General features: G+C 46.1%; 12 protein-coding genes. 2 read left to right on the top strand and 10 right to left on the bottom strand.

Annotation, left to right across the window (positions count from 1 at the left end; all coding sequences use genetic code 11):
- Positions 1–127: 127 nt before the first annotated feature.
- The 7 genes from VV1_RS08540 to VV1_RS08510 form a co-directional block, all read right to left on the bottom strand.
- Positions 128–934 carry a helix-turn-helix domain-containing protein gene (locus VV1_RS08540; RefSeq protein WP_043920949.1) on the bottom strand — a complete coding sequence of 269 codons (807 nt, stop codon included), beginning with the start codon at positions 932–934 and terminating at the stop codon, positions 128–130.
- Between the two features lie 10 nt (positions 935–944).
- Positions 945–1,205, bottom strand: a complete 261-nt coding sequence (locus VV1_RS08535) for a hypothetical protein (protein ID WP_011079713.1) — start codon at positions 1,203–1,205, stop codon at positions 945–947.
- A gap of 2 nt (positions 1,206–1,207) precedes the next feature.
- Entirely contained in the window at positions 1,208–2,821 is a 1,614-nt protein-coding gene (locus VV1_RS08530; RefSeq protein ID WP_043921087.1) for a methyl-accepting chemotaxis protein, read from the bottom strand.
- A gap of 648 nt (positions 2,822–3,469) precedes the next feature.
- A complete protein-coding gene (gene csdE, locus VV1_RS08525) occupies positions 3,470–3,898 on the bottom strand; it encodes a cysteine desulfurase sulfur acceptor subunit CsdE (RefSeq protein WP_011079711.1) in 429 nt (142 codons plus the stop codon).
- Positions 3,899–3,978: 80 nt separating this feature from the next.
- Positions 3,979–4,788 (bottom strand): tRNA cyclic N6-threonylcarbamoyladenosine(37) synthase TcdA, encoded by an 810-nt coding sequence (gene tcdA / locus VV1_RS08520; protein WP_011079710.1) that lies wholly within the window; start codon positions 4,786–4,788, stop codon positions 3,979–3,981.
- Between the two features lie 81 nt (positions 4,789–4,869).
- Complete coding sequence (gene mltA, locus VV1_RS08515) at positions 4,870–5,973, bottom strand: murein transglycosylase A (RefSeq protein WP_011079709.1); 1,104 nt, start codon at positions 5,971–5,973, stop codon at positions 4,870–4,872.
- Between the two features lie 146 nt (positions 5,974–6,119).
- Positions 6,120–6,587: a DUF2850 domain-containing protein gene (locus VV1_RS08510; RefSeq protein WP_011079708.1), complete on the bottom strand. Its 468-nt coding sequence runs from the start codon at positions 6,585–6,587 to the stop codon at positions 6,120–6,122.
- Positions 6,588–6,731: 144 nt separating this feature from the next.
- Here VV1_RS08510 and argA point away from each other — a divergent pair, with 144 nt between their 5' ends.
- Positions 6,732–8,069 (top strand): amino-acid N-acetyltransferase, encoded by a 1,338-nt coding sequence (gene argA, locus VV1_RS08505; protein ID WP_011079707.1) that lies wholly within the window; start codon positions 6,732–6,734, stop codon positions 8,067–8,069.
- A 224-nt stretch (positions 8,070–8,293) separates the two neighbouring features.
- A complete protein-coding gene (locus VV1_RS08500) occupies positions 8,294–8,476 on the top strand; it encodes a hypothetical protein (protein ID WP_011079706.1) in 183 nt (60 codons plus the stop codon).
- Positions 8,477–8,548: 72 nt separating this feature from the next.
- Here the strand turns inward: VV1_RS08500 and recD are convergent, their stop codons facing one another.
- The 3 genes from recD to recC form a co-directional block, all read right to left on the bottom strand.
- Positions 8,549–10,663, bottom strand: a complete 2,115-nt coding sequence (recD, locus tag VV1_RS08495) for an exodeoxyribonuclease V subunit alpha (protein ID WP_011079705.1) — start codon at positions 10,661–10,663, stop codon at positions 8,549–8,551.
- Entirely contained in the window at positions 10,660–14,280 is a 3,621-nt protein-coding gene (recB, locus tag VV1_RS08490; protein WP_043920948.1) for an exodeoxyribonuclease V subunit beta, read from the bottom strand. The genes recD and recB overlap by 4 nt, the downstream gene beginning before the upstream one ends.
- 311 nt (positions 14,281–14,591) lie before the next feature.
- On the bottom strand, positions 14,592–18,080 hold the full coding sequence (gene recC, locus VV1_RS08485) for an exodeoxyribonuclease V subunit gamma (protein ID WP_011079703.1): 3,489 nt from the start codon (positions 18,078–18,080) through the stop codon (positions 14,592–14,594).
- Positions 18,081–18,236 lie beyond the last annotated feature (156 nt).

The raw sequence follows: 18,236 nt of genomic DNA, 5'->3' as shown, positions 1-18,236 counted from the left end.
TAATTATCCAAGGTAAAAATTGGGCATGTACAGTGAATAGACTTTCCTAAGGATACTGGTGTTTTTAAAAAGTCCTCCACCGATACAACGTTGGATGCAATAAACGTTTCATCTACACGACTCAGACTCATAATTTTTCTCCTCTATGGTAGTTTTCACCATTTCTTATGTACTTATAATAATCCAAAGGTGTAACATCCATCTTATTTGAAAAGTGTTTCTTGAATGTATCGTAAGACTGAAATCCAGATGAGAATGCAATATCCAACAGACTAAAGTCACCGCTTTTCATCATATCTATAGCTTTGTTTATTCGAAATGAAGACAATACATCTCTATATTTCGTATTCTCAAGCTTTAACTTTCTTATTAATGTTGCTCTACTAATCCCTAATGAATTACAAGTATCATTAATATAGTGTTTACCTTGAGGATCTGATTCAAAGAAACGATGCAAACGTTCACTATACTTTTCGCTTTTATGAGGAAATAATTTATGTAATAAACCGCAATCTGAAAGTTCGCTATAAAATGCATTAATGGCATTTTTTTGTGTTTTTACACTCCCATTAGTCCGTTTTACTCTAACAAGAAACTCTAAAGTACTTAATATCGAATCATCAACATAGATAAAATCTCGGTTACCATAATTTGATTTTTCACTATTAGAAATCAAATCAAATCCAGGATGGTAGTTAAATTTAACAATTAGAGATTCATGCTCACCAAACGAAGAAGTTAACTTAAAAAAATGTGATTTATTTGATGGCAAAACCATAACACTGGATTGAGGTAAAATATCTTTTGTAAAATCTCTATAGATTACCTTTTCACCTTTCCTAACCCAAAAGATGCTTGGGTAATCACTATAGTACTTGATCAGTTTTTCTTTAGATTTGTTTTTTATTTCTAATGTATATAGTTCTGAGCTCATAAATAACCTTCTATAACTTTCCAATCAATACACTGATAAACTCCCTTTTTTTGTTCTCTAACTTCTCTCTTTTTTCATCGGATAGAACTATAGAATCCAAAGTAATAGACTCTATAAGCTGAATTTGATCTAGTACTATTTTTTCTACATCTTTAGGATTATTTATTCTATCTATAAATCCTAATGCCAATTTCTTTTCTTTATCTAGATAACTTATAATCTCTTCACACAAAGATTCTGAAATAACTCTGTAATAAACATTATCAATCATAATTAAGCACTCAACTTAAAAAATCTTAAAACTCTATCTAGCTCTTTAGTAACATCAGAAATATTACTATTTATATCCCCTGTTCTTGCGAGATTCTTTAGGTTTGAGTTAACAGTGGAATTAATGCCATCTATTCTCTGAGAAATTTCAACTGTAACAGAAGACTGCTCTTCTGAAGCAGTTGCAACAATTGTATTCATATCCGATATTTCTTTAACTTTTTGAGAAATATCTTCAAATGCAACTTTTAACTCTTCAGCAATTTCTCTTGATTCATCCATCATTTGTGCATTTTTTAGCATATGATCATCTGCATTCTTAGATTGTGTTTGCAAATTAGATATAATTGCCTGAATATCCACTGTTGATTGTTGTGTTTTTGCAGCTAAGGAACGCACTTCATCAGCAACAACAGCGAATCCCCTTCCTTGCTCTCCAGCCCTAGCTGCTTCAATTGCAGCATTTAACGCCAACAAATTTGTCTGCTCAGATATATTATTTATAACATCAACCACTGTGCTAATTTTTTCAGAGTGGTTTCTCAGTTCATTAACTATTTGACTTGTTTCCTTAAATGAACCGGTGATCACCTCAGTGATAGAAGCATATTTAGATAAGATTAATGAGCTATTTTCTACGACGGCCAAACTGGATTTAGTAGAATTCTCTGCATTAAAAGCACTCTGTGCTACTTCTGAGGCAGTACTTGATAATTCATTCGCTGCTGCAGCCACTTGTTCAATATCTCTGAACTCTTCTTCCGCATTTTTCATACTATCTTGAATCACTTTAGATATATCTTCCTGAAATCCACTTAATTCATGAGACAACTCCCCAGACTTAGATGCGATTTGACAAAGACTCAAGTACAAATTATCTATTGAATCAACAATGTAATCCAACTCATTGTTTGATTTTTTATCTTTTACAGATATGCTTTTATTAAAATCCCCAGTAGAAAGTGATTTTATATAACTAACAATAATAGGTAAGTTCTTCAATTCTTTCGATGTAAGTAAGTACGACAAAATAGACACAGATATTGCACTAGATATTATCACAATCAGAAAAACAAATTCAAAGCTGTTTATGTTTTCCATTTCTCTTTCATCAATAACAGATACAGTTTTTATTTGAATATTTATTAACTTCTCTAGATCATTAGATAGAGGTTCTATTACATTATAAACATCACTAATCATTTTATTCTTATCAGAGTATAAATCATAATCTAAGCTATACTTTTCTATAATCAACCTTGCTTTATCCGTTAGAGCCTCATATTCTTTAATATGTAATGATTCTTTTTCATCTAAATTACCAGACTTTATATCATCTATAATTTTAGAAGATTGATAAAGTGCCACTTCAATATTATTTAGGAGTTCTTTTTGATCAATCATCCCCACCACTCTTTTATTAAATGAGTCGACGATATTGACAGCGTACAAGTCTGATATTTTTTTTATTTTATCTAATGTATTTACCTCAACGACTATATCATCAAGTGCATTTCTAACATTTTTAAATAGAGTTCCTTGTAATAAAAAAAGTACTAAAAGAATTAAAACAAAAATAGCAGGCACAGCAAGCAGTTTAGTTTTTATATTTTTCATAAAATCAACCATTAAATAACTTTCTTTTATATAATCTCATAATTAAGATTTAAAACACGTCATCTAGTATCAACAAAACAGCAAAAAGTGTCATCAGACCAGATCGTGTATTGATAAAAATCTAACCGCGCAATTGTTGACCAAAAAATCAATTCAATTAAATTAAACTTATCTATTTATTCAATAGGAAAAACCTATAACAGAAAAAGCTTAAAAAGCATCATCTAATTTAAATGCAATTAAAAAATTAGATTTTTTAATCTATTTAAAATACTATTAAAATCTTACTTCGCACCATTAAATAAGCATATAAGAATATCACTATTGCAATTTATAATATTTATAACACCATGGAATACGTAGAGAATTTGATTGTTATGTTAGAGAAAGCGGTGGATATATTTTTACAAATGGGTCCCCGCGTTCGCGAGGATGACGAGCAAAAGTGAGGGCTGTAAGAAATTTCGCCATTTTCTATATCCGTCATTCCCGCGCAGGCGGGAATGACAGGCCAAATGAAAGCCGTCACAAAAGCGAAAGTGATGAGAACGAATAGAGATAGAAAATGAGGGGAAAATCAGAATTGTCAGAGCAGTTCAGGCGTGCGAAAACCGACATAGATGCTCGCTACGCCTTCAACAACTTAAACTAGCTCGCGATATTTTTAATCTGCTCAACAATCGCTTTAAGGCCATTGCCGCGTGACGGACTCAAGTGGGCAATTAAGCCTAACTGCTCAAAGTAGGCTTCAATATCAAAGGCTTGGATCTGCTCTGCCGTTTTACCGTTGTAGGCAGCTAAGACTAAAGCAATTAAACCACGAACGATTCTCGCGTCTGAGTCGGCACAAAATGTCCACATTCCGTCGTCTTGTTCTGCCACTAACCAAACTTGGCTTTCGCAACCTGCAACCATAACCTGCTCAGATTTCAATTCATCAGGCATCACTGGCAATTTTTTACCCCATTGAATCACCTGGCGATAGCGGTCTTCCCAACCTTTGAATTGCTGCATGGTTGCGACGATGTCCGCACTGGTAATCTCGTTACCAAATGGCGAGGCTGGCAAATTCGACATGGCTAGGCTCCTACACAATAAGGATTAAAGGTGATGATGACATAAAGCGGCGTCAGAAAGCCGCTTGGTATTAGAGGCAGTTAGTTTTTATGCTTTTGGATCAGCTTTTCAACGATACGCGCCACCGCGACAAAACCAAAGGTCGCGGTCACTACCGTCGCGGCACCAAAACCGCTGGCACAATCCATGCGTTTTGGACCTTCTGCCGTTGATTTTACGTTACAAACGGAACCATCCGCTTGCGGGTATTTTAGCTGCTCAGTGGAAAAGACACAGTCAATGCCAAACTTTCGTGCGGGATTTTTTGGAAAGTTATGATGGCGACGCAAGGTATCCTTGATCTTCTTCGCCAGTGGATCTTGGATTGTTTTGGTCAAATCCGTCACTTGGATTTGTGTCGGGTCCACTTGGCCCCCTGCACCACCAACGGTAATCACTTTGATTTTGTTACTGCGACAATAAGCCAGCAAAGAAGCTTTCGCTTTGACGCTGTCAATAGCATCTAGTACATAATCAAACTCTTTGCTGAGGTATTCGTGTTGATTGTCAGGTGTGATGAAATCGTCAATCAGATTCACTTTACACTCAGGATTAATGAGTTTGACGCGCTCTGCCATCACTTCAATCTTGCTTTGGCCGACTGTTCCCGTCATCGCATGAATTTGACGGTTAATATTGGTCACACACACGTCATCCATATCGATGAGCGTCAGTTCGCCGATACCTGTGCGGGCAAGGGCTTCTACCGCCCAAGAGCCAACACCTCCAATACCAATCACACAGACATGGGCTGCACGAAGAATCTCGACTTCGCTGTTGCCGTATAGACGGCGCGTACCACCAAAACGTTGGTTGTAGCTATCAGAAGCAGGAGTATCAAGTTCGCGCATAGTGATGATTCCAAAGTCGCCAGAAAAACAAAGAGTGCGATTTATACGCACTCTTCAACAAAATGTCCAGATAGAGAAACGCTATTGTAGCTTTTCTGGTGGCAAAGCCCAAGGCGCTTGCGTTGGAGAGTTTTCCAAGCCCAATTTCCACACGCGGCCAAAGTGTTTGTAATGGCCCGCTTCGGTGCCCGCTCGTGGGCCCATTCCGTGGTAGAGGTCGAGATGATTCTGTTTTACCGCGCCACCGGTATCGAGCACGATCAACAAACGCAGTTGATGCGCACCACTCCAAGTACCGTCCGCATTCAGCAAAGGCACTTCCGCCAAGATCGGTGTCCCCATTGGGAAAATTGTGCGATCGCCCGCCACAGAGGCCATAGGTAATAGCGGGATACCTGCAGAACCTGTCACAGGCGCCGCCGCTCTCGGCTCAAAGAAAACAAAAGAGGGATTTTGTTCGAGCAGCTCTTGAACGGTGGCCTCATCGTTTGCAAGCACCCAGTCTTTGATCGCTTTCAACGACATCTTCTCTCTTGCGACTTGATCACGTTCAATCAACACGCGGCCAATGCTCACATAGGCTTTGTTATTTTTTCCCGCATAAGCGAAGTATTCCAGCGTGTCGTCATCTTCAAAATGGACAAAACCACTGCCCTGCACTTCCATGATAAACGGGTCAATCATGTTCTCTGCGTAGCCCAGTTCGAGCCCTAAACCACCGAGTGCCCCATCGTAGATCTGAGCTCGTGTCGGGCAATCTTCACTGCAATCGGGTTTCGCGTAAACTGGGTATTTGAAACGCTCATCGGCTTGATGACGCAGCTCCATTACCGGTGAAAAATAGCCAGTAAAAAGGACGTTACCTTGCTTATCTCCCCCACCTAACTGGGCAGTTTCAATACCATAAGCACCGAGCTCGCTCGGGTCACCACTTTGCAGTACCCACTCATTTAAACGCTCATAAAGCGGTTGATACAAGTTGGCCAGACTAGGTGAATTGCTGATCACCGCTTCAGATTGACGTTGAAATTCGGTGAAGTCGCGAGGTTTGTCCGAGCTCACTACATCGACTCGATTGAGCACATCACTGAATTCATTGTCGAGATACTGCTGTGCACGATCGGTTGGCTGAGCACAGCCAAACAACAAGACCGATGCAAAGAGCGGAAAATAAGCTTTAATCACTGGTTACTACCCATCAAATAGAATTTGATGCAGCATGACAAAGTCGAATTTTAAGTGCAAATGAAAAAGGGACGCGATTGCAGTCCCTTACAAAAAAATGACGAATATTGAATGAGAAAACATCAATTTGGCAGCAGCATCACTGCTTATCTCAGCGAGAGATTCTGCTTCCCTTCTAATTGAAAAACGGGAAGGTAGTGCGCGTCACTATCCAACTTCATCTCGATGTACTGCTGACCAATGAATCGAAAGCGACGAGTTTCACCACCGACACGATACTCAAAATACTTGCCATCAAAATCAAAATTGGTCGTCACCAAAGAACCGTTAACGGTGACACCACTTTCATTGAGGATCAGCACCTCACGAGCATAGGGAGCCACATCCTGCTCAACCCATTTGCCGTAAATCATGCTTTTCGGCATTGGTGGATTGATCAATCGAGTAATCAAATCGCCATACATCAACAACACAATCACGGTTCCAATAAGGGCCACGCCCATTAAGATTCGCTCTAATAATTTGCGTTTTTTACGACGTAGCTCTTCAGTGAGTAGCTGTCCGTTGACGGCGGTTGACTTTTTACTGGCAGAAGACATTTTTTTCTCGTTCATGTTTACAAGCCGCCTATGTTACACCGCTGGTCAAAGCAAACAACTCACTCAGATCAAACGTGGTTAAATTAATAAAAAACCGCTTGCCAACAAGAGAATAAAAAGACAATATTTCAGCATAAATAGTCACAAGGAAGTCATATTGTGAAAATTCGCAGCACGGCATTAGTTAAAGGTTTCAGACAATCCACTCCGTACGTCAACGCGCACCGCGGCAAAACCATGGTTATTCTCCTTGGTGGTGAAGCGATCGCTGACAAAAACTTCAGCAATATTATTAATGATATAGCTCTAATGCACAGCCTTGGCGTTAAAGTGGTTCTGGTCTATGGTGCCAGACCGCAAATCAATCAATTACTTGACAAGCAATCAAGCCAAACCCCTTATCACAAACACATTCGTGTGACTGACGAAAACTCACTTTCGATAGTTATGCAAGCTGCTGGACAGTTGCAATTGGCGATCACAGCCAGCCTCTCCATGAGCTTGAATAATACGCCGATGGCCGGAACGCACCTCAATGTGGTCAGTGGAAATTTTGTCATCGCTCAACCATTAGGTATAGATGAAGGTGTCGATTACTGCCACAGTGGTCGCATTCGTCGCATTGATACCGAGGCCATCAATCGCTCCTTGGATCAAGGTTCCATCGTACTGCTGGGGCCGATTGCCAGTTCGGTGACTGGTGAATGCTTTAACTTGCTTTCTGAAGAAGTAGCAACACAAGTGGCGATCAAACTTAAAGCCGACAAACTGATTGGCTTTTGTTCTGAGCAAGGCGTGATTGATGAAGAGGGCAATGCCGTCGCCGAGTTGTTTCCAAGCGATGCGGAGAAATTCATTCAAAAGCTCTCGGTCGATGTCGATCCCGATAGTGACTTCCATTCCGGCACACTGCGTTTTCTCAAAGGGGCAGTGGCAGCTTGCCGCGCTGGCGTTCCCCGTAGCCATTTAATCAGTTACAAAATTGATGGGGCTTTAATCCAAGAACTGTTTTCATTTGACGGTATCGGCACACAAGTGGTCATGGCCAGTGCTGAGCAAGTTCGTCAGGCTTGCATTGATGATATTGGCGGCATTCTTGAACTGATTCGCCCTCTGGAAGAGCAAGGCATTCTAGTAAGGCGCTCTCGCGAGCAACTTGAGCAAGAGGTTGAACGCTTTACCATCATTGAGAAAGATGGCCTGATCATTGGCTGCGCCGCCTTGTACCCTTATATCGATGAGCATATGGCGGAGATGGCGTGTGTGGCCATTCATCCTGATTATCGCGATGGTAACCGTGGCCTGTTGCTGCTCAATTACATGAAGCATCGGTCGAAATCCATCGGCATTGAGCAAATTTTTGTTCTCACCACGCACAGCGTTCATTGGTTTAGAGAGCAAGGTTTCTACGAAATTGGCGTCGACTCACTGCCAATGGCGAAGAAAAGTTTGTACAACTATCAGCGTCGTTCAAAAATTTTGGCACTGCCACTTTGACCTAAGATTAGTATTTCCTGCTGATGAACAGGGTTAACACCATATGCAATGCTTTACATCTTGTCTGTTCAAAGTTTGTGCTTTTTTTCGTTCGGTGACTCGTCTATAATCCGCGCAAATCGGGGTTAACCCGAGCCAAGGAACTTGGTGACGAGACACCGCACGGACTGCTCGATTCATTACTTGCCCAGTCAGTTGGGATTAAGCAATCAAAGAGCATTACTATGAGAACCATTATTTGTAACTCGCTGCAAAGCTTTTGGGATATGGCCGACAACCAGTTTCTAGAGGGACTTGACGTTCATTGCGTCTTCCCAGTGACAGAAGCGCTAAGAGAGTTCATCTTGAACTACAAAGAGCAATACCACATTCGCAGCATCACTTTTACTCAAGCATTTCAACGCTAGTTCGAATTTCAAAGGCCAGAAGTTTCCACTTCTGGCCTTTTTCCTTATCGACTTAGACTGCTCTCATGATCCTTACTGGCCCAAACGGTGTGGCAGGCCGCTCGCTCGCTGTGTTTTTATCTTCATACCACGTTTCAGGACTTGGAGATCGGCATACAGCGCTAAACGCTTTTTCGCTCGAGTAATGCCCGTGTAGATCAGCTCTCGCGTCAGTATTGGGCTGAAATCGGCAGGCAAAATCATCAAGGTAAAATCAAATTCGCTGCCTTGTGATTTATGTATTGTCATCGCATAGGCTGTTTCATGTTCTGGCACTCGGCTTGGTAATACCGCTTTAACGCTGCCGTCAGCCAACTCAAAATAGACTTTTAGACGCGGGGCTTCGTCAGTGTCATCCCACATGCAGATGCCAATGTCGCCGTTGTAAAGCCCAAGCGCGTAATCATTACGCGTCACCATTACAGGCCTGCCGTGATACCAAATCTCGTCCTTCACTTTAATCAAATTCCGCGCAGCTAAGGCTCTTTCAATGCGAAGGTTAAGTCCGGCCACACCAAAATTGCCTTCACGCACGGCGCAAAGTAACCGGCAACGATGAAACAAATTCAGTCCCGCTTTGGCTCGAACAGCACTGCTTTCTCTCTCTTTCGGCTCAAGATGCTGCTGAGTTAAGGCAATGCGAGCAAGATAATGTGAGTACTCACTTACAAGCGTTTGCAACATATGGTTGTAGTGGCTGGCATCCAATGGGTGATGTTCGATATCGTTAAACTCTCGCTGCCATACACTCTCTAACGCCGCCACGGAACCGGCATTGATCGCTTTTGCCAATTGGCCAATTCCTGAGCGAGCATCAAAACGATAGCTCTTTTGCAACATACACAAGCTATCTGCAACTGGTGCCAAACGGCTGGCACTCTTTGGCAGCGCTTGATAACCCGTTAACTTCGCGAGCGTTGCTGCTTGCTCTGCGCTGTATCCGGAAGCAGAAAATGCGCAGATATCCCCCAGCACCGCCCCCGCTTCAACGGAGGCCAACTGATCTTTATCACCGAGTAAAATCAAACGAGCATGTTTAGGCAGCGCGTCAATCACTTTATACATCATCGAAAGATCGACCATTGAGGCTTCATCCACCACCAGCACATCCAAATGCAGCGGGTTTTGACTGTGATGACGAAACTCGGCACTGCCGGGGATCGCGCCTAACAAGCGATGTAATGTTGAGGCTTCTGTGGGGATTAACGCCTTTAAACTCGGCTCTACGGCTAAAGATTGCACCGCTTTACCGATGGATTCGGTCAAACGCGCCGCCGCTTTACCCGTTGGCGCCACCAAACGAATGGTGGGCGTTTGCGCTCCAGCTTGCTCAATCAGCGCCGCCAACAATTTCGTGACGGTGGTGGTTTTGCCTGTTCCCGGCCCCCCAGAGATCACGGCAAAACGACGCGTCAACGCCACCGCGGCAGCTACCTTTTGCCAATTAATGCAGGCCGCATGAGGCACAAGATGATCCAGCGCGTTGAGATCTGAGACTTTGCTTACTTGGCTCAGCACTTGTTCAATCGCCGTCCAATCCAAACGGTGCTCTTCAACCACGTCGAGAAAATCACACACCCATTGCTGTCGCTGCACCTGGGTACTGCCGCTCGCTTGCGCGGCAATCAGCGTTTCGAACAAAAAGCGGTAATCTCGCGCGAACAATCGATCCAGCAATGCGGATAACGATGCCGCTGAGCTGGCGTTAAGTTCAATACCGTGACTCAATTGATTAAGTTTTTGCGCCAAAACGACTTCATAGTGCCAATAGCGATGCAGATAAACTCGTTCCCCATCGAACATCAAGGGCACCGCTTCCCCTTGGGTGCCAACCAAGCGACTGGTTTGCAGCAATGCTCGCCAGTCGAACGACTGCAACTGGGCGTTCAGCTCGGTTGCCGCCTCACCAAACAGGCCAATTTTGCTGGCCAATTCACAGACTTGGCCAAGTTCATCAAACAGAGGCAAGCAAATATGCCCTTTGCCTAACTCGGCACTGACCGCAGCGGCCAACAGCGCCAATCCGCTGTGCTGACTCTGCTCACCAATAAAGCGCGCAAATTGATAATCCAATAAGCGCAGGTAGCCTTGTTGGGCTTGCTGTTCCAGCATCGACAGCGTCGCTTGGAGTGACCCATTCAACATCATAGTAACTCCATCTGACCACCTTGGGTCGATCTAGGTTGAGGCTCAAGACCGTCAATCAAACGATCCATTTCCGTTAATAAATCCAACGAGGGCTTGGCAGAAAAGATACCGTGTTCACTTTCGCCATCCATACCACGAAGGAACAGATAATAGACGCCACCAAAATGAAGCTGGTAATCATAGTTGGCCAAACGGCTGCGTAGAAAACGGTGTAGCGCCAACGCATAGATTTGGTATTGCAAATCGTAGCGATGATCCACCATCGCCCCTTGCAATGCCTCACCGTGATATAAATGTACAGCATCCCCTAGATGGTTGGATTTCCAGTCCAATACGTAATATTTGCCTTGGTGTTCAAACACCAAATCAATAAAGCCTTTGAGCATGCCTTGCACCGTTTGGAAACCCAGATCCCCCGCGCGAGCCGAGAGGGGATCATGGCGCTGAATGACTTGGTTTAAACTGGCAGCGCTGAGCACTTCTATCGGCAATAAGAACTCCATTTCCACCAAACGCTGTGAAGGCGTTTTCTGGTTAAGGTACAGATGTTTGCCATCAAGCGGCGTCGACAACACGGTATCCACCAGCTGCTGCAAAACGGGCAACCATTCTAAGTCGATCAAGTTTTTTTCCATCAGCTCGCTGATCACTTGACGATTCTGTTCAGAGTCTGCCGCTTGAGTAAACTCCACCTCTTCAAACAGCGAGTGCAAAAACGTACCAGCACTGGCACCACGGGGGAAGGTAAAAATCGACTTCTCCACTTCTTGAACTGGCGCTTGCGGATCTTCGGCAGAAGAGTCGATATCAAACCCCACCACCTCTAAACTGGCATCGTAGTCGCTTTGATGGCTCCCTTGCTTGACCAAGCCGGAGTAACTGGTGATGCGCCATAAACGATCGATAGGCGTGGCCAGCTCTTGCGCAGAGAGCGCCAACGCGGGCGCTGCGATAGGTTGATATCGCTCATCTGGCAAGGTTGGTGGTGAGGTAACGACAATACTGTCTGACTGCGTTTGCTGTCCTGCCAACGCTTGTTGCAGCGTAGCAATTCCCCCTTCTTGGCCATTTTGCACCAAATACCCCATGGCACTGCGATGCACGCCCGTTGGCTCTTTCGTGGAGCGACCATTACGCAGTGGCGCCGCACCAATGAAACAGCCATAAACGGCTCGAGTGAGCGCCACATAAATAAGGCGTAAGTCTTCGGCTAATCGTTCTTTGTCCGCTTGTTGCAACGCGGCATCGCTGCCGGTGATATCTAACACGGTGCGATCGGTTTGCGCATCGTAAAACTTGGCTTCGCTGGCTTCGCGATGAGCAAAGACAAACGGGAGAAAAACCAGATCGTACTCAAGCCCTTTTGATTTGTGGATGGTGACGATCTGCACCAAGTTCCGTTCCGATTCGAGACGTTGGATCTGCTCATCGCTGCCGCCAATACCATTGTGTGCATCACTGATTGATTGGGCAAACCAACGCAACAAACCGTGGTCGCTGTCGATCTCATTGCTTGCTTGCTGCAGCAGTTCCGCCAAATGCATCAGGTCAGTGAGTGTGCGCTCACCTTCTTGCTGAGTCAGCAGTCGCTCCGCAATATGGCGTTTGGCCATCACTGCTCGGAGCATCGGCATCACACCACGAGAAAGCCACAGCTTGCGGTATTCTTTAAACTCACTGAGCGCTTTTTCCCACGCATTTTCATCGTTATTCAATTTATCCAGACTGGCGGCATCAAGGGCAAACAGCTCACAAGCCAACGCCGCCCGCAATGCGCGATCGTCTTCGCTGGTGAGCACCGCTTGCAATATGCGCTGAACATCTTGCGCGACGGGGCTGAGAAAAACGCTGTCGCGGTTCGAAAGATAGACACTGGCAATGCCTTGCTTAGCGAGAGTTTGCTTGATCAATCGCCCTTCGCTGCCGGTTCGTACCAACACCGCAATGTCACCCGCTTGAATGGGGTGCTGTCGCTCCCCTTGCTGGAATGACGCTTGACCTTGCTGCGAAAGCGTCAGAATCCGCTGAATCTGACTGGCGGTCGCGTCGGCCATCACTTGCTGATACTCCCCTTTCGCCACGGGTTTTTCTTCGCACTCTTGTAACCAGTAAGTCAGAGCGGGCTGCTTTTGGCCTGCCATGTTCCAAATGCGTTGCTCCGCTTTGGGGCTAGCGTTGACAGGCAAGAAAGGGATGTCTTGATCATAAATAAACGGACTATCAGGCTGCTGAAATATCTGGTTCACCGCTGCAACCATCTCAGCACTGGAGCGCCAGTTTGTTCCCAAGGTGTAGTGGGCACTCACTTGGTTACGCGCTTTGATGTAAGTGAAGATGTCCGCCCCACGGAAGCCGTAAATCGCCTGCTTCGGGTCGCCGATCATAAACAACCCAGTTTGTGGGTGCTCCAAATAAATACGGCTAAAGATACTGTATTGCAAAGGGTCGGTATCTTGGAACTCGTCAATCATGGCAACGGGGTAAAGAGTACGAATTCGACTTGCCAATAACTGCGCTTCATCTTGATCGATTGCCGCGGATAAACGCGTTAACAAATCGTCAAACGACAAACGCTGCTTCTGCTCTTTGGCTTTCGCCAGCCATGCGCGACATTGCTCAATCGCGTGTGCCAACAATGGGGCTTTTAAGCTGGCCGGATTGGCCAAAAACGCGTCAATTTGCTCAAATAGCGGATGCGTTGGCGCAGTGCCTTTGGCTGTTTTGGCCAGCAGCTCGCTTTGTGCAAATTTGGCCAGCTTATCTGGGTAGTGGTAATCAAAGGTTTCGCTCTCTGCCCACCGGTTAACCGTTTCCAACCAATCCGGTAGGGATTTTTTGGTGTAACTGCGTTTGTTGATATCAGATTGTTCTATGAGCGTTTGCAATTCAGGCTGCGCCGCTCGCCAAGCACTTTTTAGTTGCGTAATTTTTTGCAGGTTGTCTTGATGCAACGCCGCAAGATCGCCACTCATCGCGTTGACGCTCAGCGCCAATGGCGCACCAGTGAGATAGCGGCCAATGTCGCTCAACAACGCTGCGGGTGAGCCCCAAATCTGGCGCACCTCACCTGCCAATGCGGTGGGCAAGGGATAGAAATTGCGTCGCCAATAATCGGCCACCACTTGTGCTTTTAGCTGGCTCTCATCGGTGACAAATTCATTGTTAAAACGGCTGCCCGACTCAAACGCATTTTGCGTTAGCATCCGTTGGCAAAAACCGTGAATGGTGAACACCGCCGCTTCGTCCATCTGTCTTTCGGCTTGCAGCAAAATGGCGGCGGCCTGCTTGTGATCGGGAAAGTCACGCAGCAGCGGCTCAATGACGGGATCTTGGCTTTCTCCTCGAGCAAACGCCAAACGCGCATCGTGAATACGCGCACGAATGCGATCACGCAGCTCACCCGTTGCGGCTTCGGTAAAGGTCACGACCAAGATTTGATCCACAGTCAGTGGGACTTGATGACGCGTCTCTTCACTGCCATGACCAAGCAGTAAGCGTAAATACAATCCAGCAATGGTGAAAGTTTTACCTGTCCCCGCCGACGCTTCAATTAACCTTGCGCCATGCAATGGAAAGGTCATGGTTTGTAACGGGGTTGGCTCGGGCTTGTGCGTCATCTTACTCACTGTCTCCGGATCATCTGCTGTTTGATCTGTGATCAAACCTTAAAAACGCTATGAATTTGTCTTAACTCTCTAAATATTAGGATGTTGTGGGATCTTACTCACGGAACATCCTTGCCGCACTGGGTAGTATGCGCCTCACGAGATCAAAGGGTTCGACACGAACCACTCAACCGAATCATGGTCCCTCTGACCTTGTGGCCGTACAGCAAACGCCCTACACGATAATGATTTTCTGGCGGCCACCCTACTTCCTCTCCATTGCAGCGCTTTTTTATCCCATTGTTGACTTTGAAGGGCATCGTCTATGCTTCCTCTGACGCATCCACAACGGACAATCTTGCCCCTTGCAGCACCAAACTACTCATCAAACGTACTTGATGGGCCAGTTGTTCATTCCATTTTGGCCAAATACGACTGATGTAACTGTCAGCGCCTTCCCCTGCACCCAAGAAACCATCATTGAAGGTATCCGCCATTTTTTTCAACGCTTTCTCTTCATCATCGTTCCATTGCCCGCGGCTTATGCCAGCTTCGATGGCCGCCAATGCGGTTTTGGGGAAATACGCCAAAGGCTGAGTCATGCCTTCGATATACAGGCGGATCAATTCGTTAAGCAACGATTTGGCCTGGCCAGCATCCGCCATCGCCGAGTATTTGAGGTGCACAACCCCTTCTTTCTTGTCGTAGCCAATCAAATGCGTCACTTTGGCAACGCCCATGGCCGACATCGAAAGGTGATCAATCCAACCAGCTAAGTAATCTTGTGAGCGAATTTTGCCACTGCGATAACGCAATAGACCCGATTGATAGTGCTGCGTTAACCAACCGCTCAAATGAATCGTTTTGCCTTCACCAAATGGCGTAAAAGTCAGATCCACTTCGAGATCATCCAAAGCAGCGTGAGATAGTCCGGTTAGTTTTTCTATTAATGCTTCAGCTTGCACGCGGTTGGTGTCAAATTCCAACTCACCAAAGGCGCCGATCGGCAACTTGCCCTGTGCACGCATTTCACTGCGTACGCCCTCAATCAGCGGCTGTACCATGTCAGGCGTGCAGTTTTCATCCGATAAGAGACGATGCAACAACTGTTCACGCAATTGGAAGCTGTTGAGCCCATCCAACACAAACGGCTCTTCATCTGCCATCACGGCCATTGGCGGCTCGAAAACGACTTTCAAACGGCGATTGAAGAAGTACTGTACCGGCAGTCGCCAGAAACGTTGCAGTTCAACCAAATCCAGTTCAAGCGGGAACGTGGCACCCAGTAAATAATCGTCAAGGGCTTGATAAAATGGCGCACTTGGCTGCGATGGCACTTGGCCTTCGCTCTGCTGCTGGGCCGCTGGAATCCACTCTTTGGCATAGCTTTTCGCGTTGCTCGGAGGTTCACCTAAAAAAGCTTTGGGGCTAAATGGCACCATGGGATGCTCGCAGGTGATCGCCTTTAATAGATGCGCACCGGATTCATCCACACCCAGATGCTCATCCCCCGCTAAACAGTAGTTTTGCTGACAATACTCCATCAACTCAGCCACCAGCACCGACGGCACTTTCTCTGTGTTGTCTTGCACGGAACGTCCGACATAGCTGATGTAAACACTTTGCTGCGCAGACAACAGAGCTTCAAGGAACAAGTAGCGGTCATCGTCGCGGCGAGAGCGATCCCCGGCTCTGGCGCGGCCATGAATTAAATCGAATCCTTCCGGCGCCACACTGCGTGGATAGACGCCATCGTTCATCCCTAATAAACAGACGGTGCGAAATGGAATCGAACGCATCGGCATCAAGGTACAAAAATTCACTTGTCCGGCAAGAAAACGCTGGCTTACACGACTACCGGACAGTTTATTGAGCAGATATTGACGAATCACACTCGGTGACAATTCCGCCTCAAATGCCGCATCACTCAACTGTTCTTTTAACTGTCCCAACGTATCGCGAATCGATTTCAATGCCACTTCGCCTTCTAAGTCGACGGCGAAGAAATCCGCCAAGACACCGTGTAATTGTTGTCGCCATGCGTCAATGTTTTGCGCTTGAGCTAAGGCGTGGCGATAGCAGCGCACCTTTTCAATGAAGTAGCTCAGTTTGCCCGCCAGCTCCGCTCCCATTCCCTGAACTTCGTTGTAAGGAGCAAGCCATTCCTCACCGCTTTGGAACAAGCCAGCCGATTCTGGCATGGCGTAGCCAAGTAACATGCGTTGAATACCAAACTGCCAGGTATTTTGTCTTGTCTGAGGTAGGTCAAACTCACATCCAGTTTGCGCATCGAGCCCCCAACGGATACCTGACGCTTCCACCCATTGTTTTGCTTGCAAGAACTCCGTTTCACTCAAGGAGAATTTCTGCAAAATCGCGGGGGTTTCTAGCAGTTCCAACAGCTCTGACGCCAAACAGCGCATTTGTGGCAAATTCACCAACGTCAAAAACGCGTTGAGAATCGGGCTTTCTTGATCGGCGGTTCGATCTGAAATGGAATAGGGGATGAATCGTTCACCCGGCGCGTTGCCAAACACCGCTTGAATCGCAGGGCTGTAGGCATTGATGTCCGCCACCATCACGATAATATCGCGCGGTTTGAGGGTTGGGTCGGCATCGAACATCGCCAGCAATTGATCGTGCAGCACTTCCACTTCACGCATTGGGCTGTGGCAGACGTGCAGGCTCAAAGAGCGATCATTCGCTTCGATGAGCGGTTTATGATGGCTGCTCTCGATATGGTCGTCATCTTGGTGCTCTTCCAAGTTGAGGATGTCGGCTTGCAGTTGATGCAATAGCGAGTCTGGTTCGATATCGACAAACGCTTCAATCTCATGCGATTCCAATTGTGACAACAAGTACATGTTGTCACGGCCAAGTTTGCCCATCGAAGCCAGCAAGCTGTTGCCCACCACCTCGGTGTGCAGTTCATCGGCAAGATTGTCTTCAATACTGCCTTTCAATTGCTCACTTTGGCCCTGAAGCTGCGAATGATCTTGTTGCCACACGAGGTGCTGACGCTGTTTCGCCGCCAAACGAGCCAGAAATTTGCGATCGCGCACTTCACCCCAATAGTATCGACACGGGTTGGTAAACATCAGATGCACGTCAATATGCTGACCGAGCGTTTTAAGCGCGTCCATGTAACGTGGAGGCAGTGAGGTGATACCGAAAACAAACAAGCGCTGCGGCAAGTGTTCAAACTGGCCAGTGTAGTTTTCTAAGCTATCAATGAAATGTTCGTATAGGTTGGCGCGATGGTACGGCGATTGCCCAAGCGCGACGGTATGGTCATACAGTGCTTGCCACAACATGGGCTGCCAAGGATGCTCATCACCAATCTCAGCCACGGCCTTCCCCGCTTCCCAATCACGTATCCATTCAGGGCGATACACCAAATAGCCATCAAAAATATCGGCAATTTTTTCCGACAGTTGGTAAAGCTTGGCACCTTCTTCATCGTCTTGAAGATAGCGAGCTAAAGGCGAGAACTCCGCCAGTGCAAGTTGCTGCGGCAACAAATGCATCAGCTTCCACGTCATCGCTTCTTTGTTAAAAGCACTGCGTTTTGGCACATCCGCCAAAACGTGGGTAAACATATCCCAGATAAATGTCGCGGGTAGCGGAAATTCGATGTTTGCTGCCACGCCAAACTCTTTCGCCAGTTCCATTTTCAACCATTGAGACATGCCTGGGCTTTGCACCAAGATTTGCTCTTTGTCGAAGGGATTTTGCAAAGGATTGAGGCGAATCAGTTCCACCAACAGAGATTTGAGCACATCCACTTGATTGGAGTGATAGACAGTAAACACGAGTTAGCTTCCGGAAAGACAATCACTAAGCGTTAGCTTAGCACAGCTCGCTGAGTGGCCACATAGTTCTAACTCACTGATTTCCAGAAAGGTTATATCGGTAGCGATTCTTGGTCAGTTTGTCAGCAAAAGACATTGTCAGGAGAAAATTACACT

The sequence above is a fragment of the Vibrio vulnificus CMCP6 genome, assembly GCF_000039765.1.
Classification (GTDB): domain Bacteria; phylum Pseudomonadota; class Gammaproteobacteria; order Enterobacterales; family Vibrionaceae; genus Vibrio; species Vibrio vulnificus_B.
This window is presented reverse-complemented; position numbering and strand designations above follow the sequence as displayed.